This window comes from Pseudomonas iridis, from assembly GCF_017980685.1.
Lineage (GTDB): Bacteria > Pseudomonadota > Gammaproteobacteria > Pseudomonadales > Pseudomonadaceae > Aquipseudomonas > Aquipseudomonas iridis.
Genome location: NZ_JACXXO010000005.1, coordinates 190362 through 216294 on the forward strand (window position 1 = coordinate 190362; position 25933 = coordinate 216294).

Here is a 25933-nt window from a genome sequence, read left to right on the forward strand (position 1 = left end):
GTCCGCTACGACACACATGTCCGCTCTGCGCCCCCTCTTCGCCACGCAATCCGGAGTTCCGTCACTCGACGCCCGCACCTTCCCCCGGTACGGCCTCGGCCGAAACCATCGCCCAAGACTTCGCCCGGCTCTTGCCAGCGTCACAGCGCCGGACGCTGTTGGGGATCGCGCAACTGATCATGCTCGGGGAGCTGGCGGTGAATCGTGTGCTGGATAATCTGGCATTGCCGGGCTAACCGCTGTGACACCCCATCACCACAAATGGGGCGACTCTATCGGTGGGTGGGTGTGCGCATTCCAACGGAACTGCCACCCCCACCCATCAGTCGCATGAACAGGCACTCAGGATTCAGAGGAGTAACCGTGTCCAGCGATCCCAAGCCTCACGCCGTCGACGCACCCGCCATCCATCGCATGCGGGTGCTGACGGTCAATACCCATAAGGGTTTTACCGCGTTCAACCGGCGTTTCATCCTGCCGGAATTGCGTGAAGCGGTACGCAGCACTTCGGCCGATCTGGTGTTTTTGCAGGAAGTGGTGGGTGAACACGAGCGGCATTCGAACCGCTACAACGAATGGCCGCAAACCTCGCAATATGAATTTCTCGCCGACAGCATGTGGAGCGATTTTGCCTACGGGCGCAACGCGGTCTATCCCGATGGCCATCACGGCAATGCGCTGCTGTCGAAATACCCGATCCGCGAATACCGCAACCTCGACGTCTCGATCACCGGCCCCGAGCGCCGTGGCCTCTTGCACTGTGTGCTGGAGGTGCCGGGGCACGCCGAAGTGCACGCGATCTGCGTGCATTTGAGTCTGCTCGAAAGCCATCGCCAATTGCAGCTGCAACTGCTCTGCCAGTTGCTCGAATCCCTTCCGGACGACGCACCGGTGATCATCGCTGGCGACTTCAACGATTGGCAGTTGCACGGCAACGCCGCCCTCGCCCGTCGTGCTTATCTGCACGAAGCCTTCGAACGCCACCACGGTCGCCCGGCCAAGACGTATCCGGCACGGTTTCCTTTGTTGCGTCTGGACCGGATCTACCTGCGTAACGCCAGCAGTCATGACCCTCAGATCCTTGGCAACAAGCCCTGGACACACCTGTCGGATCACCTGCCGCTGGCGGTTGAAGTGCATCTGTAGCATTGCATTGTGCAGGACCGTTCGTCAGACATGCTGTCCGACGGCGGAAAAACCTCCTACACCTGTAAAGGCTAAGGACAGCACTTTCATAACGTTAGGGTTCAGATCTCACGTAGTTCATCAGCAGTTCAAGGTTTTTTTAGATCAGGCACCCATCCAAGGATTAATACCCACTGGTTCCTCCATGGAAACTGCCAACATGCGATCTATAAATTCTTTGAAGGCTTTGCCGCACACTTTACTGCTGCCCGCTTCCATCCTGCTGCTCGTCAGCCCGCCGGCCTGGTCCGCCTGCGTGTTGACGCCCGGCGCCGGTAACGACGCCTTCACCTGTGACAGCGGCACCAGCGGTTCACTGACCGACCTTGCGGGCAACAACAGCCTGACTCTCCCCACCAATGGCACAGGCCGGATCAACGGCAGCGTGACCTTTGGCGACGGCACCGACCGCGTCGAGATCAATTCCGGCGTCATCACCGGCGCCGTCAATCAGGGTAATGGTATTGATGACTTCGTCATGAACGGCGGTTCGCTCGGGTTCCTCGCTCAGGGGGACGGTCGCGACACTTTCCTGATGACCGGCGGCAGCATCGCCGCCGCTTTCGAAGACGGCGATGTCGCGCGCATGACCGGCGGCAGCATCGGCCGGGTCGACATGAAACTCGACAACAATATTTTCGATCTGTCCGGCGGGCAGATCATCGGCAACCTGGTGACGGGTTTCGGCACCGACATCATCATCGTCTCCGGCGGGCGCGTTGGCGGCAATGTCAGTGTCAGCGGCGGCAACGACAGCATCACCGTGACCGGCGGAGAAATCGGCGGCGAGATCCGCGCCAGTACTGGCAATGACACCTTACTGTGGGACGGCGGTGGCATTATTCAATCGGCAATCCTCATGGACGTCGGCAATGACAGCGCCACCTTGCGCAACCTTGATGACAGCATTCTCGCGCTGACCCCCAGCGTCAATGGCGGTGTCGGTACCGATGTGCTGACTTTCGACAATACGCGCACGGCCCTGCCCGCGCGGTTTATCAACTGGGAAACCGTCAATCTGAGTAACCCTTCGCAACTGGATCTGGGGTCGGGCAGCCTGGTGCTGGGCGACGCCGGAACCGGCAGTGGCGTGCTCAATGTCGATGCGAGCAGCGTTGTGCTCGCGACGCAAGGGGCTGTCGCTCCCGCAGTGGCCGGGCAAGCGGTGACGTTCAATAACGCTGGCACCATTGACCTCACCCGCAGCAACAACCGCACCGACGACACGCTCACGGTTCAGGGTAACTATGTCGGCAACAGCGGCCAGCTACTGCTGCAAAGCGTGGTGGCTGGCGATGATTCGCCGAGTGACAAACTGGTGGTCAACGACGGCAGCCTCGGCGGTGCAACGGTGATCAGCGTCAGCAACGTCGGCGGACTCGGCGCACTGACTCAGGTCAACGGCATCCAACTGGTGCAGGCGCAGGGCAGCACGGTCAGTACCGATAACGCGTTTACCCTCAGTGGCCCGGTGTCTGCCGGCGCCTACGATTACTACTTGTTCAAGGGCGGCGTGACTGCCGGTACGCAGAACAGTTGGTACTTGCGCTCAGCCGTGGTTGCGCCGCAGGTGATCAGCGTGCCGAATCCCGATCCAGCATTGCCGCCGATTCTGGTTCCGGTAGTCACCACCCCCGTCGCGGCGGCCATCACGCCTATTGCCAGCTCAACTGGTCAACCCGCGCCTAACCCGTCGTCGCCGGCACTGCCGGTCCTGCCGGCGGCTGTGCCGGGCGCCGAGCCGATTCCTCTCTATCGTCCGGAAGTCCCGACCTGGTCGGTGCTGCCACCCGCTGCGGCGCAGTTGACGCTCAACGCACTGGGCACATTCCATGATCGTCAGGGCGATCAGCGCTTGCTCAGCGAGACCGGCGCCTTCGGTGCAGGTTGGGGCCGGGTTTATGGCAAAAACCTCGATCAGACCTGGGCCGGCACCGTCACACCGCGCCTGGACGGCTCACTCAATGGTTTTCAGGTTGGCAACGACCTATACAGTTCGCTGACCTCGGGTGGCCAGACCCAACGTCTCGGTTTCTTCATTGGCCATAGCCGCTTGCAAGGTGATGTCGACGGCTTCAACGAAGGTTTTCAGGACAACAGCGCCGGCAAGGTCAAACTTGAAGGCGACAGTTACGGCTTGTACTGGACGCTGACCGATCCGTATGGCTGGTACATCGACACGGTGGTGATGGGCACCCGCTTCGACGGCGACAGTCATTCCGACCGCGGTGTCGAACTGGACAACCGCGGACATGCGCTGACGCTCTCGGCGGAAGCCGGTTATCCCTTTGCGCTCAACGACACCTGGGTAGTCGAGCCGCAGGTGCAAGTCATCCACCAGAAAATCTCCCTCGACAGCCAGGACGATGGCATTTCCCGAGTGTCTTTCGACTCCGACGACGCCTGGACCGGTCGCCTCGGCACGCGGCTCAAGGGTCGCTATCAGGTCAGCGGTATGCCGCTGGAGCCGTATCTGCGTGCCAACCTGTGGCATACGTTCTCCGGCACCGATTCGGTGACTTTCGACGACAGTGATGTGATCAGCACTGAGCAAAAATCCTCAACGGCGGATGTCGGGCTCGGTGTGGTGCTGACCCTCGACCGCGCAGTGAGTGTCTACGCCAGCACCGATTACAGCCGCAATATTGACAGCAATGACTTGCGCGGCATGTCGGGAAACATCGGGATCCGCATTAGCTGGTGAACCTTCCGTCGGTAAGAAAATGCTCTGGGCCGGCGCTTTCGTTACGTTTTTCCATGCAAACAACCACTTAGTTATGTGCAGAAAAACAAACGCTTGCGCCGGACAATTTGCCACTACCGCTCATCGTTCAATTTCTTGACGCGCGCCCTTCACTCTTCTTATCTCTACCTTACTACCCCCGGAATCCTAACCGGGGCAAGCCTTCGGACTCTCGCGAAATCGAGTGCCCACGGTTTGCCTCGCTCCATTCGGTCGCCCCTCGTTCGGGGTAGGAGAGGCGCCACATCGAGATGCCGCATGCGCCCGCAAGGTAGACCTCCATGAAAACGTCAATCACCCCACACGAGATCAAAATCACTTTTTGCACAGTGTCGAGTTCTATCTTGCTGTGCTCATCCATGGAGGCGCAGGCCGGTTCTGCGGCGGATGAAACGTCCCCTTGGTATCGAGAGAACGTCCCGGTGTTGACCTTGCCCGCGACGGTGATCACCCCCGGTCCGCAACGCTTCAGCCAGCGCCCTGACTTGCAAGACTCCCGCCTGATCACCGAAGACCTCGCGCCCGGAGCCTGGGAGCGGTTCTACGGCCAAAGCTCACGCCAAGCGCAAAATGACGTGCTGTCATCAGGTTTCGCAGTACCCGGCGGTGGCCATTCAAAAGGTCCTGCAATCCTGACACTGCAAAGCGGCAGCGGCGCCACCCAGACCATCGGTTTGATTGGCGGCGTCAACCAGATTCAGGCCAACGGCAACGGCCCGCTCACCAGTCGTGCCCTCGCCGCCCCGTCCACCGCCACCCTGAATCTGGAAGGCCAGAGCCTCGGCGCCTATTACAGCCTGACGGGGGCGCAAGGCTGGCACGTCGACCTCTCGGCCAGCGGCGGGCGAGTCAGTGGTTTCAGTCGCAATCAACAAGGTGCGCGGCAAGCCACCGAAGGCAGCGCAATCACCTTCTCGGTCGAGGGCGGCTACCCGATTGGCTTGAGCGAAAACTGGGTGGTCGAACCGCAGGCACAACTGATCAATCAACGCATCACCCTCGACACACCGTCAGCAGGCTCGGGCAATGCGTCGTCAAACGACCTGACCTCATGGAGCGGTCGCGTCGGCGCACGGTTGAAAGGCAGTTATGACTTGAACGGTTTGCCGGTCGAACCCTATGTGCGGACCAATCTGTGGCACACGGTGTATACCGGCAGCACGGTGACCCTGGACCAGGTCGACAAGATCAGCAGCAGTCGCAAGTCATCAACTGTGGAATTGGGATTGGGACTGGTGGCGCGGGTGACACCCGTGGTCAGCCTGTACGTCAGCGCCGATTACAGCAGTGACGTCGATGACAATGATTTGAATGGGCTGATAGGCAGTTTGGGTGTGCGGATGCGTTGGTGATCTTCGGGTCACCGAAGATCCCTGTGGGAGCTGGCTTGCCAGCGATGGCGTTGGATCATGCAACAGTGATGTTGAATGTCACGCCCTCATCGCGGGCAAGCCCGCTCCCACAGGTTATGCGGCGCCTGGCTAGCCCTGCGGTCGCAAGATCAACACCGCGAGCGGCGGCAGGTTCAGCTCCAGTGACATCGCCTGGCCGTGGCTCGGTACTTCTTCGGTAAACGCCCCGCCGCCGTTGCCATAGTTGGAACCGGCGTAGGTGTCGGCGTCGCTGTTCAGCAGTTCAGTCCAGCGCCCGGCAAACGGCACGCCAACGCGATACGCCTGACGCGGCACTGGCGTGAAGTTAGCCACCACCAACACGGGCTCGCCGTCCTTGCTCCAACGCAACCAGGCGTAAACGCTGTTGATCGCATCGTCACCGATCAGCCACTGAAAACCCTGCGGCGCGTCATCCTGATCGTGCAGCGCCGGCACTTCGCGATACAAGCGATTGAGGTCGCCGACCAATTTCTGCACGCCTATGTGCTCGGAATACTGCAGCAGATACCAGTCGAGCTGTTGATCATGATTCCACTCGCGCCACTGACCGAACTCGCAACCCATGAACAGCAGCTTCTTGCCCGGATGGGTCCACATGAAGCTCAGGTAGGCGCGCAGGTTGGCAAACTTCTGCCAGCGGTCGCCGGGCATCTTGTCGATCAGCGAATGCTTGCCGTGCACCACTTCATCATGGGAAATCGGCAGGATGAAGCGCTCGGACCATGCGTAAACCAGACCAAAACTCAGCTCGTTGTGATGATGGGCGCGGTAGACCGGGTCCTGCTGAATGTAATGCAGCGAATCGTGCATCCAGCCCATGTTCCATTTATAGGCAAAGCCCAGGCCGCCCTGCTGCGTACTCTGGCTGACGCCCGGCCACGCGGTGGACTCCTCGGCGATCACCAAGGCACCCGGCGCCTCTAACTCAACGACATCGTTCAAGTGGCGCAGGAAGTCGATTGCTTCCAGATTCTCGCGTCCGCCATGGCGGTTCGGCACCCATTCGCCAGCCTTGCGCGAATAGTCGCGATAAAGCATCGAGGCCACCGCATCGACGCGCAGACCGTCGATGTGAAAATGCTTCAACCAATGCAACGCCGAGGCAAGCATGTAGCCATGTACTTCGGTGCGCCCGAGGTTGTAGATCAGCGTGTCCCAATCCTGATGGAAACCTTCCAGCGGATTGGCGTATTCATACAGCGCCGTGCCGTCGAACTGGGCCAGACCGTGGGTATCGGTTGGAAAGTGCGCCGGCACCCAGTCGAGGATCACCCCGATCTCGGCACGGTGGCAGGCATCGACGAATTCGCCGAACTGTTCCGGCGTGCCATAACGCGCGCTCGGGGCGAACTGCGAGAGCAGTTGATAACCCCACGAGCCGCCGAATGGATGCTCCATGATCGGCATCAGCTCGATGTGGGTGAAACCCAGTTCCTTGACGTACGGAATCAGCCGTTCAGCCAGTTCCGGCCAGCTGTACTGGCGCGCCACTTCACCGAGATCATCCAGCTCGCATTGCCACGACCCGGCATGCAGCTCGTAGATTGACAGCGGCGCTGCATGTTTCTGCCGCTCGCGGCGGCTGTTCATCCAGTCCTGATCCTGCCAATTGACCTGCAATGGCGCGGCGACTTTCGACGCGGTGTCCGGCGGCAGGCTGGTGGCCAGCGCCATCGGGTCAGCCTTGAGCGGCAGAATCCCGTGAGCACCAAGGATTTCGTACTTGTACAGCTCCCCCGCTTGCAGGCGCGGGATGAACAATTCCCAGACCCCGGACGGATGACGCAGGCGCATCGGGTGGCGACGGCCGTCCCAGACGTTGAAATCACCGACCACCGAAACCCGCCGGGCATTCGGCGCCCACACGGCAAAGCGCACACCGTCGACGCCATCAACCGTTTTCAGTTGCGCGCCAAGGCATGCACTGAGGTCACGGTGATTGCCTTCGGCGAACAGGTACAAATCCATTTCGCCGAGCAACTGCCCGAAGCTGTAAGGATCCTCGGCAACCTGTTCACCACCGGCCCAACGGGTGCGCAAGCGATAGTGCCGCTCCACGTTGAAGTGGCCGACGAACAGCCCCGGCGTCTCGGTTTGCTCCAGCGCACCGAGTTCTTCATCGCTGTCCTTGGCCAGCACGGCAACGCTTAGCGCACCGGGTAGATAGGCTCGAATGAACTGCCCGCCAGCGCCATCGCCGTGCGGGCCAAGAATGGAAAATGGATCCGGGTGTTCCGCACGTACCAGCGCGTCGATGTCTTTCGCCGACGGCAGTAACGCTTCTTTAGCGTGACCCTGTTCCTTGTTCGAGAAACTCATGACTACTCTCCACCAAGATCGGAAAAGGGTTTAAGACCCGTCAATAACCCATACAAACCGTGCAACGGCACGGGCAGCCACGTGGGGCGATTTTCGGCTTCATAGGCCACTTCATAGGCCGCCTTCTCCAGACCGAACAGCGCAAGCGCGGCGTCGGCACCTTCAGGATCCTGCCAGGCATGATCAAGACTAGCTGTCGCTTGGCGATATGCCTCGACAAATGCTGCGCGCGCCTCATGCAGATACCGTTGCGCCACCCGACGGCGAGCGTCTTCGGATTCCGAGCTGTGATCGACGTTGTGCACGTTGATGGTCATCGCTGCGGCGTAGTCGAAAGAACGCAGCACTCCGCTGACATCCTTGTACGGACTGTGCTTGCCACGGCGTTCGCTCAGTGGTCGCGCGGGCTCACCCTCGAAATCGATCAGATAAGCATCGCCCTTGATCACCAGCACCTGGCCCAGGTGCAAGTCACCGTGGACACGAATACGCAAACCACCGACGGCTTTTTTCGCCAGATCCTGCACATGGGCAAGGATGGTTTTCTTCTCGTCGAGCAGCCGTGCGACCAGTTTCTGATCCGCAGCACTGAGTTGCCCCTGATGTTGCTTCAAGAGTTTCAGCGCATGCTCGACCTGCGCCACGACATCCTTGCCGGTCGCCTGCATATCCTTGGTCGAACTCGCCTGTGGCGCAAAATCGGCGTTGTCGGTCGGCGCAGCCAGCAGCTGGTGCATCTCACCGAGGCGCTGGCCGAGCATACCGGCAAAATCCTTCAGCTCGCCCAAAGCGTTGTAGTGCTGATCCTGCTCGGACATGGAGTCGGCCAATTCGTCGCGCAACGCCCGTTCGAGGTTGTTCTGCGTCCATTCCCACGCATCGCCCTGATTGCTCAAATAACCTTGGGCGATCATCAGCAGGTTATCTTCGCCCTTGGCGTCGCGACGGATCACCGAGCCCAGCAGCGGCGATATATTGGCAAATCCGGCAGCGGTCAGGTAAGCGCTCATCTCCAGTTCCGGGTGTACGCCAGACGCTACTTTACGGATCAACTTAAGCACCAGGCTGTTGCCGATCACCACGGAACTGTTGGATTGCTCGGCCGACAGATAACGCACTTCAGAATCGGCACCCAGGTTAAGTTTTTCCAGATGTGCCGTCGGTGCGAAACGGATTTCGCCATCGGTCGAATCCAGCACGGTGTTGTTCTGCATGCCTTGCAGCACCGCATGGACAAACCCTTCAAGGCTGAAGGCGTCAGTGATCAAACCAACCTGACGGACCCGACGCACACGGGCCAGTGCCAATTGCTGTGGCAACGGTGGCCCGACGTAATCTTCGGCGATAAAGCCGAACGGCAGCTGATAACGGCTGGTCTGGCCACCACTGGTGACTTCGATTTCGCTGAGCAACACGGGTTGCTGCGCATCGCCAAATCGCACGCCGTAAGCCAGATTGACCTTCTCGATGGCCGCATCCTTGCCGGCGAACCAGCGACGGTTTTGCAGCCAGCTCGGCAGAATGCTCTGCTCCAGCGTCGTGCGGGATGGCGCTTCGAGCAGCTCTTCCATACGCTTTTTCAGCACCAGAGTGGTGAAGTCCGGCAGGCTCTGTACCGGTTCCACGTGCCAGCTCGGCATCTGGTTTTCGGTCGCCAGGGCGAACCAGTAGAAGCCGTACGGCGCTAGGGTCAGGAGGAAATTCAACTGGCCAATCGGCGGAAAAGCATTACCGCCGAGCATTTCCACCGGCACCATCCCGGTGTAGGCAGACAGGTCGAGCTCAGCTGCCTGAGCACTGCGCGACACGTTGGCCACGCAAAGAATGATCTCGTGTTTGCCGTCGGCATCGGTGAATTCACGGGTATAGGCCAGAATCCGTCGGTTGCTCGGTGAAAGCATTTTCAACGTGCCGCGCCCGAACGCCTTGGACTGTTTGCGCACAGCGAGCATGCGCCGCGTCCAGTTCAGCAGCGAGTGCGGATCGCCGGCCTGGGTTTCGACGTTGACCGACAGATAACCGTATTGCGGGTCCATGATCGGTGGCAGCACCAGGCTGGCCGGATCGGCGCGGGAGAAGCCGCCGTTACGGTCGATCGACCACTGCATCGGCGTGCGCACACCGTCACGGTCACCTAGGTAGATGTTGTCGCCCATGCCGATTTCATCGCCGTAATACAGGGTTGGCGTACCCGGCATCGACAGCAGCAGGCTGTTGAGCAACTCGACGCGACGACGATCGCGCTCCATCAACGGCGCCAGACGTCGGCGAATACCGAGGTTGATGCGCGCGCGACGGTCAGCCGCGTAGTAATTCCACAGGTAATCGCGTTCCTTGTCGGTCACCATTTCCAACGTCAGTTCATCGTGGTTACGCAGGAAAATCGCCCACTGACAGTTGGCAGGAATTTCCGGGGTCTGGCGCAGAATGTCGGTGATCGGAAAGCGATCTTCCTGAGCCAGCGCCATGTACATGCGCGGCATCAACGGGAAGTGGAAAGCCATGTGGCATTCGTCGCCATTCAGGCCTTCGGCGTCGGTGTCACCGAAATACAGCTGAGTGTCTTCCGGCCATTGGTTGGCCTCGGCGAGCAGCATGCGGTCCGGGTAGTTGGCGTCGATCTCGGCGCGGATCTGCTTGAGGACGTCGTGGGTTTCCGGAAGGTTTTCGTTGTTGGTGCCATCACGCTCGATCAGGTACGGAATCGCGTCCAGACGCAGGCCGTCAATGCCCATGTCCAGCCAGTAGCGCATCACCGACAGCACTGCTTTCATCACTTGCGGGTTGTCGAAATTCAGGTCCGGCTGGTGGGAATAGAAACGGTGCCAGAAGTACTGGCCGGCGACCGGGTCCCAGGTCCAGTTGGACTTTTCGGTGTCGAGGAAAATGATCCGCGTGCCGTCGTATTTCTGGTCGTCGTCCGACCACACATAGAAGTCTCGCGCCGCCGAACCGGGTTTGGCCTTGCGCGCACGCTGGAACCACGGATGCTGGTCGGAGGTGTGGTTGATGACCAGCTCGGTGATCACTCGCAAACCACGCTTATGCGCCTCGGCGATGAAGCGCTTGGCGTCGGCCATGGTGCCGTAATCGCTGTGCACGCCGCGATATTCGGCGATGTCGTAGCCATCATCACGACGTGGCGAGGGATAGAACGGCAGCAGCCAGATGGTGTTGACGCCGAGTTCGGCAATGTAATCGAGTTTGGCGATCAGACCGGGAAAGTCGCCGATCCCGTCGTTGTTAGAGTCGAAAAACGATTTGACGTGAACCTGATAAATCACCGCGTCCTTGTACCAGAGCGGGTCTTTGATAAAGGTGGCTGCCTTGGGTTTCTTCGCCATTTGAAACTCCTGCGTTCAATTCTGGAAGCCAACCGGCGTCCTGAAAAAATGGTGGTCATTGTGGGAGCTGGCTTGCCAGCGATAGCGGTGGTTCAGCGATAAACATGCAAGCTGCCAGAACGCAATCGCTGGCGAGCCAGCTCCCACATTTGATAGTTGTCGGGCTCAGGAATGACTGATCCGCCAGATGCCGAACGGCTGATACGCCGGATCAAGGCGCATGAACTGGTACTTGCCATGCCAGTCCCAGCGGTGCCCGTTCATCAAGTCTTCGCCGTGCGTGGTTGCATCGTCCGGCAGGCCCATTTCCCACAACGGCAGCTCGAAATTCGCTTCCTGCACGTTATGCGGATCGAGGCTCACCGCCACCAGAATGAAATTGCTGCCATCGGCGCTGCGTTTGCCGAAATACAGAATGTTGTCGTTCCACGCGTTGTAGACCTGCAAGCCCAGATGGGTATGCAGCGCGGGGTTTTGCCGGCGGATGCGGTTGAGCTGGGCAATTTCGGCAATGATGTTGCCCGGCGCATTGAAGTCGCGGACGCGGATTTCGTACTTCTCGGAATCGAGGTATTCCTCCTTGCCCGGTACCGGCGCCGCTTCGCACAGTTCAAACCCCGAATACATGCCCCACAGGCCCGAGCCCATGGTCGCCAGCGCCGCACGAATGAGAAAACCCGGACGCCCGGATTCATGCAGGAACGCCGGATTGATGTCAGGCGTATTGACGAAGAAGTTCGGTCGGTAGCATTCGCGCCACGGCGATTCGTTGAGTTCGGTGAAGTACGCGGCCAACTCGGCCTTGGTGTTGCGCCAGGTGAAATAGGTGTAGCTCTGGGTGTAACCAACCTTGCCCAGGCGCGCCATCATCGCCGGCGTGGTGAAGGCCTCGGCGAGGAAAATCACTTCCGGGTGCAGCGCCCGCACATCGGCAATCAGCCATTGCCAGAACGGCAGCGGCTTGGTGTGCGGATTGTCGACGCGAAAGATCTTCACGCCCTCCTCGACCCAGCCAATGACGATGTCCCGCAGCTCGACCCACAGACTCGGGATCGCGTCCGGCGCATAAAAGTCGACGTTGACGATGTCCTGATATTTCTTCGGCGGGTTTTCCGCGTATTTGATCGTGCCGTCCGGCCGCCAGTTGAACCAGCCCGGATGCTGTTTGAGCCACGGGTGATCCTGGGAACACTGGATCGCGAAATCGAGGGCGATTTCCAGACCGTGATCGGCGGCCGCAGCCACCAGCCGACGGAAATCCTCACGCGTGCCGAGTTGCGAGTGAATCGCCTCGTGGCCACCCTCCTCGCTACCGATGGCGTAAGGGCTGCCCGGATCATCCGGCCCAGCAGTCAGGGAATTGTTGCGGCCCTTGCGGTGGGCGCGACCAATCGGGTGGATCGGCGTGAAGTACAGCACGTCGAAACCCATGTCCTGAATCATCGGCAACCGCGAATGCACGTCATTGAAAGTGCCATGACGGTTGGGATCGTCGGTGATCGAGCGCGGAAACAACTCATACCAACTGGCGAACTCGGCCAGTTCGCGCTCGACATCCATAGGGAATTCAGCGCTGACGCTGAGATAAGCGCGGTGATCCGCCTGGGCCATCAGTTGCGCACTGCGCGAGTGCAGAAACAGCGCGACTTGCTCGGTTTCGAGCAAACCAGACAGTTCATGGTGCAGCGCGGCCAGTTGTTCGCTGAGCTGACCTTCACTGCGCTCGGCGGCATGTTGCACCATGCTGCGACCTTCTTGCAGCTCCAGTGAAACCGGGACGGCAGCGTTGTGTTTCTTTTCCAGTTCGTACTGGAAACTGGCGAAATGGTCGATCCACGCTTCGACGCAATACACGAATCGCCCTTGGTGCTCCGGGCGGAAACTGCCACGCCAGCCGTTGTTGCCCAGCTCCGACATGACTTCGCTTTGCCAGGCGTCCTGACCTTCCTCGCGCCAGCGAATGCGCACGGCAAGCTTGTCGTGACCGTCGGCAAACACCTTGCTGGTAACGACCACGGCGCGACCGGCAATCGACTTAACGGCGAACTGGCCGCCATCAAGGGTTGGCATGGTGTCTTCGATAACAATGCGAGGCAGCAGCAATGCCTGCGACAGCGGCATGTGCGGGTTGTAGCTCAGCTCTGAGGGTTTTTCAGCAGTCATCGAGCATCTCTCCTTTACGCCCCAAGGACGCTCTTGTGCCGGTTCAGTCTTCACAACAAAGCACCTGCCCCGGAATGAACTCACTTAGGTTCCGAGCGACCGCGGCCGAGAAAAGTTCACAGCGATTTGTCTGTTTGAACCGGCGGATCGAATTCGTCGCGAGGTGGTCAATCCACTTAAGCACTTCTCACGCCATGTGCCACACGGAGGTCTACCTGATGAACAACCCGTTCCCGGCGGAAACGCCCGATCCGAACATCGACAACCCGACCATTCCCGAGACCGAGCCGCAACCGATCCCCGAGCAGGAGCCGCCAGGTACCACGCCACCGCCCAAGGAAGAGCCACCGTCGACGATGCCGCCAGTGATTGTCTGACACGCATCAACCGCGACAATCGTTCCCACGCGCTGCGTGGGAACATCCACCAAAGGCACTACAGACGATCGTTTTTCTGCTCATCTTTCTCGAAATTCTGATCGTCCTTCTCGAAAACACGCACGATCCGCGGCATCACGCTGAAAATACCTAACGCCAACAGGGTACTGAGCAACGCAGTTGCCTCTTTACCCAGGCCTGCCGCCACACCAATGGCGGCGGTCATCCAAAGGCCGGCGGCAGTGGTGAGTCCTTTGACGTGGCCTTCATCACCCTCCTGATTTTTCAGGATAGTGCCTGCCCCGAGAAACCCGATACCGGCAATGATCCCTTGCACCACCCGACTCATCGCGTCGGCCTCTGCGCCCGAGGTCTGCGGTACCAACACGAACAGCGCCGCACCCAACGCCACCAGCATGTGCGTTCGCACCCCGGCAGCCTTGCCCTTGTGCTCGCGCTCAAAACCGAGGATCCCACCGAGTATTGCCGCCATCAGCAGGCGCACGGTAATTCTTGTCAGTTGCGACGCATCGCCAATGTCGGCGAATTCCGCTTGAAGCGTATCCAGCACCTCTTCCCACCACGCGTTCATCGTGCAGTCCTTGTTATGGCTTTATAAGCGATGGACAGCGGCGACCACTAATCAGTTGCGCAGAACGATCTGCGAGTCCTGTGCCCTAACCTTTCAGATACCCGTGAAAAAAGGACCGCCTCATGACCGTTCGAATCGATGAATCCAATCCCGACTCAAAAGTGTGTTTTTTCACCGTGGAAAATGGCGAGGAAATTCGCACCTGCGACACCCTTGAGCTCAAGACAGATAGCGAAAAAGCCATGTCATTCGTAGAAATCGAAGAGCGGCGCGTCTACATCACCGAAGCAGAGGCCGACGCGTTGACCGTTGCAGGCGCCAAGGATGGGCGTAAACATTTGAAAGCCGACACCGGTGATTCGGTGATTTGATTGACCTTGGTCAACACTTCGCGCAAACGTCTGGGTCAGGCGTTTGCGCCCTAGTCTGCGGGTTGCTTCAAGTTGTCGCAGGCTTTGCATCAAAGTTCATCTGATACGGTTTTTATTGATTTAGCTGAGTCTGTTATGCAAACAGATCGACGCTCATAGTTCATCGGCCTGATGGAGGCTGATGAGCGAATGACCATGAGCGAACAAATCCCCGTCCGAACCGTAGAAGCAACCCCCACCATAGCTCCTCATATAAAAAAGGTGCCCGCACGCCCAATGAAGGCGACGGCCAGGTCCAGCGACAACCAGATTCATACCCGCAGTTTCACCGGTCTGTTCCGCACGCTGCGCATGAGCGGCGCGGGTTTTCTGTTTTTGCTGTTCTTTGGCACGGTGTGGTTGAACTGGGGTGGTCGTCAGGCTGTGTTGTGGGACCTCGCGGAAAGCAAATTCCATATCTTCGGCGCGACCTTCTGGCCACAGGATTTCATCCTGCTCTCGGCCCTGTTGATCATCGCCGCGTTCGGCCTCTTCGCCATCACCGTGTTCGCCGGGCGTGTGTGGTGTGGTTACACCTGCCCGCAGAGTTCGTGGACGTGGATCTTCATGTGGTGCGAGAAGATCACCGAGGGCGAGCGCAACCAACGAATCAAACTGCAAGCCGCGCCCTGGGGCCTGAACAAACTGGCGCGCCGCGCGGCCAAGCACACCCTGTGGCTGGCGATCAGCGTGCTCACCGGCCTGACCTTCGTCGGCTACTTCACGCCGATCCGGCCGCTGGCCGAAGAACTGCTGACCCTGCAAATCGGCGGGGTCAGCCTGTTCTGGGTGTTGTTCTTCACCGCCGCGACGTACATCAATGCCGGCTGGCTTCGCGAGGCGGTGTGCATGCACATGTGCCCGTATGCGCGGTTCCAGAGCGTGATGTTCGACAAGGACACCCTGGCTATTTCCTACGACGTGGCCCGCGGCGAAAACCGTGGCCCGCGCAAACGTGATGTAAAACCGCTCGAGGCCGGGCTGGGCGATTGCATCGATTGCCAGTTGTGCGTGCAGGTGTGCCCGACCGGTATCGACATTCGTGATGGCTTGCAGATGGAGTGCATCGGTTGCGCGGCGTGCATCGACGCCTGTGATTCGATCATGGACAAGATGAACTACCCGCGCGGCTTGATCCGCTACAGTTCCGAGCGCGAATTGCAGGGCGGCAAAACACATCTGTTGCGGCCACGGCTGGTCGGTTACGTGGCGGTGCTGCTGGTGATGATCGGCGCACTGGCATTGGCCTTGGTGGAGCGGCCGATGGTGTCGCTGGACGTGACCAAGGATCGCGGATTGTTCCGCGAAAACGGTCTGGGCCAGATCGAAAACATCTACAGCCTCAAAGTCATCAACAAGACCCAGCAGCGCCAGGATTACCATTTGAGCCTGGTCGACGGCGAGGGCTTCCAGCTGCAAGGCAAAACCGAACTGAGCCTGGCGCCGGGTGAGATTGTCGATGTACCGGTGTCGGTGGCGATGACCACGGAGCGGCCGAGCAGCAGCTCGCAGACCTTGAGTTTCAAGATTGCCGACAGCGATGAGCCTGAAGTTTATAGCGTGGCGAAAAGCAGGTTTGTCGCGCCGATGAATCGCTGAGTCGTTAGAATCTCTGCCCTCACCCCAGCCCTCTCCCAGAGGTAGAGGGGGCCGACCGAGGTGTCATTCGCTGTGCATCGACCTGGGCGACCGAGTCGATTATGGGTTCAGACAAGCACGTGCTTGAAACATCCAACACGGTCAGTCCCCTCTCCCTATGGGAGAGGGCTAGGGTGAGGGGCAGTTACCTGGCACCCCACACAACCAACAAGCACCAAGGCCCTCGATGAAACGCTACGAAAAATTCGCCGAAGACATCGCAGAACTGATCCGCTCCGGCGTCCTGGGCCCCGGTCAGCGCGTGCCATCGGTGCGCTACGCCAGCCAGACTTACGGCGTCAGTCCATCCACGGTGTTTCAGGCCTATTACCTGCTCGAACGTCGGGGTCTTATTCGCGCCCGGCCCCGCTCCGGTTACTTCGTCAACACCCATGCACCGAGCCCGTTCTCGGAGCCGGTGATCAGCAGCCACGTCAACGATTCCACCGAAGTCGACGTCAGCGAACTGGTGTTCTCGGTGCTGGAATCGATCAAGGACCCAAGCACCGTGCCATTCGGCTCGGCATTTCCCAGCCCGACGCTGTTCCCGTTGCAACGGCTGTCGCGGTCACTGGCCAGCGCCGCGCGGGAGATGGACCCGCGCATGGTCGTCACCGACATGTCGCCGGGCAACCCGCAACTGCGTCGACAGATCGCCCTGCGTTACATGGTCGGCGGCTTGATGTTGCCGATGGAGGAACTGCTGATCACCAACGGCGCCCTCGAAGCGCTGAACCTGTGCCTGCAAGCGGTCACCGAACCCGGCGATCTGGTCGCCATCGAAGCCCCGGCGTTCTACGCCAGCCTGCAAGTGCTGGAACGACTGAAACTCAAAGCCGTGGAAATCCCCGTGCACCCGCGCGACGGTATCGACCTCGGCGTGCTTGCGCAGACGCTGGAGCGCCATCCGATCAAGGCCTGCTGGTGCATGACCAGTTTCCAGAACCCGATGGGCGCAACCATGCCCGAGGCCAAGAAACAGGAACTGGTCGAACTGCTGCGCCACCATCAGGTGCCGCTGATCGAAGACGACGTCTACGCCGAACTCTATTACGGCCAACAGGCGCCAAAACCGGCCAAGGCCTTTGACACCGAAGGGCTGGTGATGCATTGCGGCTCGTTCGCCAAGAGCCTGGCCCCCGGCTACCGCATCGGCTGGGTCGCAGCCGGGCGCTACGCGCAGAAAATCGAACGGCTGAAACTGATGACCTCGCTGTGCGCCTCGATGCCGGCGCAAGCGGCGATTGCCGACTACCTGCAACACGGCGGCTACGATCGGCACCTGCGTAAACTGCGTTATGCGCTGGAAGAACAGCAGAGCGCGATGCTGGCGGCGATTGCCCGGTATTTCCCGGCGCAGACGCGGGTCAGTCAGCCGGCGGGGGGCTACTTTCTATGGCTGGAATTGCCACCGCAGATGGATTCGTTGAAGTTGTTCCAGATGGCGCTGGCGCAAGGCATCAGCATCGCGCCGGGGCCGATTTTCTCGCCGACGCAGCGGTTCAGGAACTGCATTCGCTTGAATTATGGCAGCCCGTGGACCGAGGATTCGGAGAAAGCGATGGAGACGCTGGGGCGGATTGTGCGGTCGTTCTGACAGTTTGAGGTTGATGGCACCGGCGTTATCGCTGGCAAGCCAGCTCCCACAGGATTCGATGTCGCTCACAAATTGCGTGTTCAACACAAATCACTGTGGGAGCTGGCTTGCCAGCGATGAGGCCAGACCAGACACCGCCAATCTAGCGCCCGCCCCCCAAATCAACAAACGTCCCCGTCGCATACGAAGCCTTGTCCGACAGCAACCAGATAATCGCCTCTGCCACCTCATCCGGCCGCCCGCCACGGGCCATCGGGATCGCCGACTCAAGCTTGCTGACCCGATCCGGATCGCCGCTCAGCGCGTGGAAATCGGTGTAGATGTAACCAGGACGCACCGCGTTGACCCGAATCCCCTCGCCCGCCACTTCCTTGGACAAACCAATGGTGAAGGTATCGAGCGCGCCTTTGGAGGCCGCGTAGTCAACGTATTCATTCGGCGAACCGAGGCGCGCCGCCACCGACGAGACATTGACGATGCTGCCGCCCTGCCCGCCGTGTTTGGGCGACATGCGCAGGATGGCGTGCTTGGCACAGAGAATCGGCGCCAGGACGTTGGTTTTCATGATTTTGAGGATGCGGAATTCGGACATCTCATCGACACGCGACTTATGCCCGACGGTGCCGGCGTTGTTCACCAGCGCGGTCACTCGCCCCAGTTCGGTGTCGACCCGGTGAAACAGTGGGATCACTTCGTCTTCGATGCTGACGTCGGCGCGCACCGCAATGGCTTGTGCGCCCAGCGCACGGACTTGCTCGAGCACACTGTGCGCGGCCTGTTCGTCTGACTGGTAGTTGATGCAGATCCGATAGCCCTGTTCGGCAGCCAACAACGCCGTGGCGGCGCCAATTCCGCGCCCGCCACCGGTGATCACAATGACTTTATCCATGCTGGCCTTTCCCCCAAATGCACACGTAACCGTCGCAGGGAAGAATAACCGCCATTGTTGGGTTTTGCATGCTCGCGATGAACGATGACGCGCTCTGTCAAACTGTCGCCAGACTCTCGCCCCGGGCAATGTCACGCATGAACTGATCCGCCGGTAGCGGATGCCCCAGCAGATACCCCTGCAACGAATCGCAACCCAGTTGCGTCAGGAAATCCTGCTGCGAATCCGTTTCAACACCTTCAGCAACAATGCGCAAACCCAGCGCCTGGCCCAACGCGACAATCGCCGAAACGATCGCAGCGTCGTCGCTGTCATGCTCCAGATCGCGGACAAATCCACGGTCGATCTTCAACTCGTTGGCCGGCAGGCGTTTGAGGTACATCAGGCTCGAATAGCCGGTGCCAAAGTCATCAATGGACAAATCGACGCCCATGTCCGACAACTCCTGCAACACCGTCATGCTCGCATCGGCGTCGCTCATCGCCGTGGTTTCGGTGATTTCCAGGGTCAGGCTGTTGGCCGGCAACTGGTGGGTCGCCAGCGCCTTGGCAACGCTGCGCACCAGCCCTGCGTGGCAGAACTGCAAAGCCGAAAGGTTCACCGCGATGCGCCAGTCGGTGTAGCCGAGCACGTACCACTCGCGCATCTGTCGGCAGGCTTCGTTGAGCACCCATTCGCCGATCGGGATGATGACTCCGGTTTTCTCCGCCAGATCGATGAATTTGTCTGGCATCAGCATGCCGTGGATCGGGTGCCGCCAGCGTAGCAGCGCTTCGGCGCCGACCGGTCGACCGTTGGCGGCGTCGAATTTGGGTTGGTAATGCAGGCTGAACTGGTCATGCTCCAGCGCTGCGCGCAAATCCTGCAGCAATTGCAGCTGTTTGCGCGCATTGGTATTCATCGATACGTCGAAGAAACTGTAGCCGTTTTTGCCACCCCCCTTGGCGTGGTACATCGCCGCATCGGCGTTCATCAGCAATTCCTGAGCACTCTCGCCATTGCCAGGGTACAGGGCGATGCCGATGCTGGCGGAAATCTGCAAGTCATGTTCAGCCACGTGAAATGGCTGCGCGATCAGCCCGACCTGGCGTGCTGCCAGGCCCAAGGCGTCGTCAGGCTCGGTCAGGCGCACCAGCAAGACGAATTCATCGCCGCCGATCCGCGCCAGCGTGTCGAGGCTGCGCAAATCTTCGCGCAGACGCACGCCAACTTCACGCAACAGTTGATCACCCATGTGATGGCCGAATGCGTCATTGACCGGCTTGAAGCCGTCCAGATCAATGAACATCAGTGCAAAGCAGCCACCCTGCTCATTGACCTTTTTCATCGCCTGATTGATACGGTCGTCCAGCAGCATGCGATTGGGCAGCCCGGTCAGGGTGTCGTGCAGCGCCAGTTGCGTGAGCTCGCGGTTAGCCACGGTCAAGGAGTGCGCCAGATCGGCGGTGCGCGCTTCAAGACGCGCGTCGAGTATCGAGGTCAGCAAGGCAATCGAGAGCACCGCCAGCGTGGTGATCAGCACGAGACTGTCGAGGCCATTGCCTTTCAGGCCATCAATCGCCGCGCCGCAGAAACTGCCGTCCGGAAACTGCGCGGCGGCCATGCCGGTGTAATGCATGCCGACAATGGCGATGCCCATGATCACTGCAGCGCCAGCGCGAATCAAACGGACATAGGGCGAATGCTGGCGCAGGCGAAAAGCGATCCACAGCGCCGCTGCAGAAGCACCGACCGCGATCAACAAGGACGCACTGAACAGCGTCGGATCGTAGTCGATTCCCGGGGTCATGCGCATCGCCGCCATGCCGGTGTAATGCATGGCACTGATGCCGGCGCCCATGATCAGCGCGCCAAACGCCAATTGCAGAATTGGCAGTTTCGGCTGACTCACCAGCCACAAGGCAAAACCACAGGACAGCACCGCGATCAGCAGCGAGAGCGCCGTGAGGGCGATATCGTAGCCAAGTTCGATCGGTAGCTTGAAGGCGAGCATGCCGATGAAGTGCATCGACCAGACGCCAATGCCCATGGCGAAACCACCACCGGCAGTCCAGAAATGCACCGCACGGCCCTTGGCGGTGGTGATGCGGCCGGTGAGGTCGAGCGCGGTGTACGAAGCGAGAATCGCGACACACAGCGAGATGAAAACCAGAGTGGAGGAATAACTACCGATGAGCATGCGGATTCTCGAGGCTACCCATACCGGCTTGCGTCCATTCTCGGTCGGGCAAATGCGGCGATTGTACTGATTGCGCAGAAGAACGCACTGACAAAGTAACCATTTTGCCATCAACCCGATGAAACGCTTGTTTGATCGCCCTACAAGGCTCTGGCGCGGCAATCACAGCCCCCAAAAACCCCTTGTAGGCGCTGCCGAAGGCTGCGATCTTTTGATCCTGATTCTAAAAACAAGATCAAAAGATCGCAGCGTGCCGCAGCTCCTACAGGTCATTCGTTAACCTGTAGTCATTGCGTTAACTGTAGGAGCTGCCGAAGGCTCGGGCCGCGATCGGACGATCTTTTGATCTTGCCTCTAGAGACCAGGATAAAAAGATCGCAGCGTTGCGCAGCTCCTGCACAGGTCATTCGGCTGGCAGGTCCCCATCCCATCCACCGCCCAACGCAGCAATCAGTTGCACACTGGCAATCAGCCGGCTCTGCAGGATATTCAGCACATTGCGTTCGTTACTCAGCGCCGTGGCCTGCACCACCACCACATCGATATAGGCAATCAGCCCGGCCTTGTACTGGTTTTCGGTGAGGCGCAGCGAATCACGGGCAGCATCCAGCGCTTCCTGGCGCACCGCCGCTTCGTCCTCATACACCTTGAGTTGCACCAGATAGTTTTCCACCTCGCGGAAACCATCGAGCACCGTCTGACGGTACTTAGCCACCGTCTGGTCGTACACCGCTTCAGTACGATCGACCTCTGCCGAACGTATGCCGCCGTCGAACAGCGGCAAGTTCAGTTGCGGCCCCACCGACCAGAAGCGGTTCGGCAGACTGATCAGGTCGTTTGACGTACTGCTGCTGTAGCCACCGCTCAGACTCAGCGACAGATCCGGGTAATAGGCGGCTTTGGCTACGCCGATGTTGGCGTTGGCTGCAATCACCGAGCGCTCGGCCGAGGCGATATCCGGGCGGCGCTCAAGCAGTTGCGAAGGCAGGTTCAACGGCACCTGCGGCAGGTTCGGAATGGTCTGGGTTTCGGCAATGTCGAAGTTTGCCGGCGCTTGTCCGGTCAGCACGGCAATGGCGTTTTCAAACTGCGCCCGCTGCCAGATCAGATCGACCAGATCAGCCTGGGTACTTTTGAGCTGCGTCTGCGCCTGGGCTACCGCGTCACGCCCGGAAACGCCCGCGCGGTATTGGTTCTGGGTCATCTTCAGCGAACGCTCATACGCCGCAACCGTGGCTTCGAGCAAACGCTTCTGCTGATCGATGACCCGCAGTTGCAGGTAGTTCTGCACCAACTCCGACTGCTGGCTCAAACGCATCGCCGCCAGATCGGCGAAGCTCGCCTGGGCGCTGGCCTCATCGGCCTGCAGGCCGCGGCGCAGCTTGCCCCAGATATCGGCTTCCCAACTGACGCCCAATTGCGCGTTGTAGGTATCGCGAATACCGCTGGAAGAACTGCTCAGGCTCGAACTGCTGCTGCCGGTGCCCTGAGTGGAGCGTGTCTTGCCGACGCTCAGGTCGACACTGGGGTAAAACGCTCCACGCGCACTGCGTACCAAGGCCTGGGCCTGACGGTACTGGGCTTCCGACTGCGCGACCGTCTGGTTGGCATTGTTGAGTTTCTCGATCAGGCCGTTGAGTTGCTGATCGCCGTACAACTCCCACCAGGCGCCACGGGCCAGCGAATCGCTCGGGTTGGCCTGGCGCCAGCCTTCGGCTTCCTTGTATTGAGCGATTTCCGCTGTCTGTGGGCGCTGGTAGTCCGGGCCGACGGCGCAGGCACTGAGCATTGCCACACACAATGACAGGCTCAACAGGCGCGAGCCGCGAGCAGTGGCCAGATTGAAAAGCGAACGGTCAGTCATAGCGGAGTTTCCAGAGCGGCATCAGTACGCACGCCACGCCATTTGTTGAAGCGATGGCGCAGCTTGTCGAGATAGAGGTAAACCACAGGCGTGGTGTAAAGCGTCAGCACCTGGCTGAAAATCAGCCCGCCGATGATGGTCAGGCCCAATGGCTGGCGCATTTCGGCACCTTCGGCGCGGCTGAGCAGCAACGGCAAGGCGCCGAGGATCGCCGCCAGCGTGGTCATCAGGATAGGTCGCAGCCGTTGCAAACACGCGCTGCGGATCGACTCCAGCGGAGTCATGCCCTGATGCCGTTCCAGTTGCAAAGCGAGGTCGATCATCAGGATCGCATTCTTCTTCACCACACCGATCAACAGGAACAACCCGAGCAATGAGATCAGGCTGAACTCACCACCCAGCGCATAGATCGACAGCAACGCGCCGACCCCGGCCGAGGGCAGCGTCGACAGAATCGTCAGCGGATGGATGTAGCTTTCATAGAGCACGCCCAGCACCAGATACACCGCCAGCAGCGCACCTAGAATCATGAACGGCTGGCTCTTCTGCGTCGTGGCAAAGGCATCGGCGGTGCCGGCCATTTTCGCAATCACGTCTTCCGGCAAGCCGACCTTGGCAATCGCCCGCTCGATGGCGGCACTGCCCTGCTCCACGGTCACGCCTTCGGCCATGTCGAAGGAAATATCTTCGGAAGCGAACTGGCCTTCGTGGCTGACGCGATCGTCTTCGAGGCTGTTTTCATAGTGAGCGAACGTCGACAGCGGCACCCGCGCGCCGTCAGCAGTGATGACCTGCACTTGCTTGAGCGTCACCGGGTCCTGGGCGTATTTCGGATTGACCTCCATGACCACCTGATACTGGTTGAGGCTGTCGTAGATCGTCGAAATCTGGCGCTGGCTGTAGGCGTTGTTCAACACCGAAGTGACCATGTCCATGTCCACGCCAAGACGCTTGGCCTGGTCGCGATCGACGATCAACGTCACCTGTTGTGCGCCCTTGCCTTCGCGGGCGTCGATCGCCGTCAACTCCGGCAAGGCTCGCAACGCGGCAACCACTTTCGGATACCACTTACGCAGTTCACCGAGATCGCCGCTTTGCAGGATGTAGCTGTACTGCGACGAGGTTTGCTCGCGGCCACCGCCAAATTGCAGATCCTGATCCGCCATCAGCATCAGTTGCGCACCGGGCACCTTGGGCATTTCCTTGCGCAGGCGCTCGATAACCTTCTGCGCCGACAACTGGCGATCCTTGATCGGTTTCAGACGCACCAGCATGAAGGCGTTGTTGGTGCCGTTGCTGCCACCGATGAACCCGGCGACACTCTCCACCGCTCCATCCTTGAGCACGGCGCGGCGGAAGATCTCCATTTTCGGCTGCATGACGCTGAACGACAGACCGTCGTCACCGCGCACGAAACCAATCAACTGCCCCGTGTCCTGCTGCGGCATGAAAGTTTTCGGCACCACCACGTACAGCGCGACATTGACGCCAATGGTAATAAACAGGCTGAGCAACGTCAGGCGACGGTGGCGCAACACCCAGTCGAGGCTGGTGGCGTACCTGGCGACCATCCAGTCGTTGGTTCTGCGACTCCAGCGTTGCAAGCGGTTTTCCTGGCCCGGCGTATGCGGCTTGAGCCACCGCGCACAGAGCATCGGCGTCAACGTCAGGGACACCACCAGCGAGACCACAATGGCCGCGGCCAACGTGATCGAAAACTCGCGGAACAGGCTCTCGACAATCCCGCCCATGAACAGGATCGACAGGAACACCGCGACCAGCGACACGTTCATCGACAGCAGGGTAAAGCCGACTTCCTTGGCGCCCAGATACGCCGCCTGCATCGGTTTGACGCCTTCGTCGATGTGCCGGGAAATGTTTTCCAGCACCACGATGGCGTCGTCCACCACCAGCCCGGTGGCGAGAATCAGCGCCATCAGCGACAGGTTGTTCAGCGAGAAGCCATAGAGGTACATCACCGCAAACGTGCCGACCAGCGACACCGGCACGGCCAGGCTCGGAATCAGCGAGGCGCGGAAGTTGCCCAGAAACAGGAACACCACCAGGATCACCAGCCCCACGGCGATCAACAGCGTCATCTCGGCTTCGTGCAGGGTTGCCTTGATTACGGGCGAGCGGTCCATCGCCAGATTCAGTTTGACGCTGGCCGGCAACACCGCCTGCAGCGCCGGCAACTGTGCCTTGATCTCGTTGACCGTCTCGATGATGTTGGCGCCGGCCTGCCGGTTGATCACCAGCAGGACTGCCGCGTCATCGTTGAAGAAACCACTGTTGTAACGGTCTTCGACACCGTCACTGACCTTGGCCACATCCTTCAGGCGCAGCGCGGCACCATCGGCGTAGTGGATGATCAGCGATTCGTAATCCTTGGCTTTCTCCAGCTGATCGTTGGCCTGGATCTGCCACATCCGCTGACCGTCCTCGACCGAACCTTTCGGCCGGCGCACGTTGGCATCGGCGATGGTTTTACGCACATCGTCGAGCGCTACACCGTACTGGTTGAGTGCCTGCGGTTCGAGTTCGATGCGCACCGCCGGGAGCGAGCTGCCGCCGATCTGCACCTCACCGACACCCTGCACCTGCGACAGGCTCTGCGAGAGGATCGTCGACGCCAGATCGTAGAGCTGGCCTTTTTCGAGCACATCCGAGGTCAGCGACAGCACCATGATCGGTGCCTGCGACGGGTTGACCTTTTTATAGGTCGGCATGCTGCGCATCCCGCTCGGCAACAGATTGCGCGAAGCATTGATCGCGGCCTGAACTTCCCGCGCCGCGCCGTTGATGTCGCGGTCGAGATCGAATTGCAGAATGACCCGGGTCGAACCCTGACTCGAACGGCTGCTCATGGTGTTGACGCCGGCAATGGCGCCGAACGAACGCTCCAGCGGCGTCGCCACGGTGGACGCCATGACTTCCGGACTGGCGCCGGGCAGGCTCGCCTGCACGACGATCACCGGGAAGTCCATTTGCGGCAGCGGAGACACTGGCAGCAAACCGAAGCTGACACCGCCCAGCAGCATGATCGCCAGGCTCAGGAGCATGGTTGCCACCGGGCGCTTGATGAAAGGACCGGACAAATTCATTGACCGCGATCCCCGACTTCACACAATTCCCCTGTGGGAGCGAGCCTGCTCGCGAATGCAATCGTGCATTCAACAATGATGGTGCCTGACAGGCCGCTTTCGCGAGCAGGCTCGCTCCCACCTGGGATGTGCGCT

At 59.9% G+C, this 25933-nt stretch carries 15 protein-coding genes and 1 pseudogene; 8 read left to right on the forward strand and 8 right to left on the reverse strand.

The features are described 5' to 3' along the window. Positions 1 to 92: 92 nt before the first annotated feature. The 4 genes and pseudogenes from IEQ42_RS27740 to IEQ42_RS11535 form a co-directional block, all read left to right on the forward strand. Positions 93 to 236 (forward strand): annotated as a pseudogene (locus tag IEQ42_RS27740) (DUF6124 family protein); the annotation flags it as partial. Positions 237 to 363: 127 nt separating this feature from the next. Further along, positions 364 to 1146 (forward strand): endonuclease/exonuclease/phosphatase family protein, encoded by a 783-nt coding sequence (locus IEQ42_RS11525; RefSeq protein WP_210703608.1) that lies wholly within the window; start codon positions 364 to 366, stop codon positions 1144 to 1146. A 199-nt stretch (positions 1147 to 1345) separates the two neighbouring features. After that, positions 1346 to 3889 (forward strand): autotransporter family protein, encoded by a 2544-nt coding sequence (locus IEQ42_RS11530; RefSeq protein ID WP_210703609.1) that lies wholly within the window; start codon positions 1346 to 1348, stop codon positions 3887 to 3889. Positions 3890 to 4209: 320 nt separating this feature from the next. Further along, entirely contained in the window at positions 4210 to 5280 is a 1071-nt protein-coding gene (locus IEQ42_RS11535) for an autotransporter domain-containing protein (RefSeq protein ID WP_210703610.1), read from the forward strand. Positions 5281 to 5409: 129 nt separating this feature from the next. Here the strand turns inward: IEQ42_RS11535 and glgB are convergent, their stop codons facing one another. From glgB to IEQ42_RS11550, 3 genes are all read right to left on the reverse strand, one after another. Further along, positions 5410 to 7641, reverse strand: coding sequence for a 1,4-alpha-glucan branching protein GlgB (glgB, locus tag IEQ42_RS11540; protein ID WP_210703611.1), 2232 nt, complete (start codon positions 7639 to 7641; stop codon positions 5410 to 5412). Between the two features lie 2 nt (positions 7642 to 7643). After that, positions 7644 to 10985, reverse strand: coding sequence for a maltose alpha-D-glucosyltransferase (gene treS, locus IEQ42_RS11545; protein WP_210703612.1), 3342 nt, complete (start codon positions 10983 to 10985; stop codon positions 7644 to 7646). Positions 10986 to 11150: 165 nt separating this feature from the next. After that, a complete protein-coding gene (locus IEQ42_RS11550) occupies positions 11151 to 13148 on the reverse strand; it encodes an alpha-1,4-glucan--maltose-1-phosphate maltosyltransferase (RefSeq protein ID WP_210703613.1) in 1998 nt (665 codons plus the stop codon). A gap of 218 nt (positions 13149 to 13366) precedes the next feature. Between IEQ42_RS11550 and IEQ42_RS11555 the strand changes: the two genes are divergently transcribed. Next, the gene (locus IEQ42_RS11555; RefSeq protein ID WP_210703614.1) at positions 13367 to 13525 is read left to right on the forward strand and encodes a hypothetical protein; all 159 of its coding nucleotides are present in this window, start codon (positions 13367 to 13369) and stop codon (positions 13523 to 13525) included. Between the two features lie 58 nt (positions 13526 to 13583). Here the strand turns inward: IEQ42_RS11555 and IEQ42_RS11560 are convergent, their stop codons facing one another. Beyond that, positions 13584 to 14117, reverse strand: coding sequence for an MgtC/SapB family protein (locus tag IEQ42_RS11560; RefSeq protein WP_210703615.1), 534 nt, complete (start codon positions 14115 to 14117; stop codon positions 13584 to 13586). A gap of 122 nt (positions 14118 to 14239) precedes the next feature. Here IEQ42_RS11560 and IEQ42_RS11565 point away from each other — a divergent pair, with 122 nt between their 5' ends. From IEQ42_RS11565 to mapR, 3 genes are all read left to right on the forward strand, one after another. Then, positions 14240 to 14488: a DUF3203 family protein gene (locus IEQ42_RS11565; protein ID WP_210703616.1), complete on the forward strand. Its 249-nt coding sequence runs from the start codon at positions 14240 to 14242 to the stop codon at positions 14486 to 14488. A gap of 195 nt (positions 14489 to 14683) precedes the next feature. Further along, positions 14684 to 16126 (forward strand): cytochrome c oxidase accessory protein CcoG, encoded by a 1443-nt coding sequence (gene ccoG / locus IEQ42_RS11570; protein ID WP_210703617.1) that lies wholly within the window; start codon positions 14684 to 14686, stop codon positions 16124 to 16126. Between the two features lie 226 nt (positions 16127 to 16352). Next, positions 16353 to 17762 carry a GntR family transcriptional regulator MpaR gene (gene mapR, locus IEQ42_RS11575; RefSeq protein WP_150591710.1) on the forward strand — a complete coding sequence of 470 codons (1410 nt, stop codon included), beginning with the start codon at positions 16353 to 16355 and terminating at the stop codon, positions 17760 to 17762. Positions 17763 to 17904: 142 nt separating this feature from the next. Here the strand turns inward: mapR and IEQ42_RS11580 are convergent, their stop codons facing one another. From IEQ42_RS11580 to IEQ42_RS11595, 4 genes are all read right to left on the reverse strand, one after another. Beyond that, positions 17905 to 18651: an SDR family oxidoreductase gene (locus tag IEQ42_RS11580; protein WP_210703618.1), complete on the reverse strand. Its 747-nt coding sequence runs from the start codon at positions 18649 to 18651 to the stop codon at positions 17905 to 17907. 97 nt (positions 18652 to 18748) lie between these two features. Further along, positions 18749 to 20830: a putative bifunctional diguanylate cyclase/phosphodiesterase gene (locus IEQ42_RS11585; RefSeq protein WP_210703619.1), complete on the reverse strand. Its 2082-nt coding sequence runs from the start codon at positions 20828 to 20830 to the stop codon at positions 18749 to 18751. Between the two features lie 403 nt (positions 20831 to 21233). Continuing rightward, positions 21234 to 22694 (reverse strand): efflux transporter outer membrane subunit, encoded by a 1461-nt coding sequence (locus IEQ42_RS11590; RefSeq protein ID WP_210703620.1) that lies wholly within the window; start codon positions 22692 to 22694, stop codon positions 21234 to 21236. Further along, the gene (locus IEQ42_RS11595; RefSeq protein ID WP_210703621.1) at positions 22691 to 25798 is read right to left on the reverse strand and encodes an efflux RND transporter permease subunit; all 3108 of its coding nucleotides are present in this window, start codon (positions 25796 to 25798) and stop codon (positions 22691 to 22693) included. Before IEQ42_RS11595 ends, IEQ42_RS11590 begins: the two co-directional genes overlap by 4 nt. Positions 25799 to 25933 lie beyond the last annotated feature (135 nt).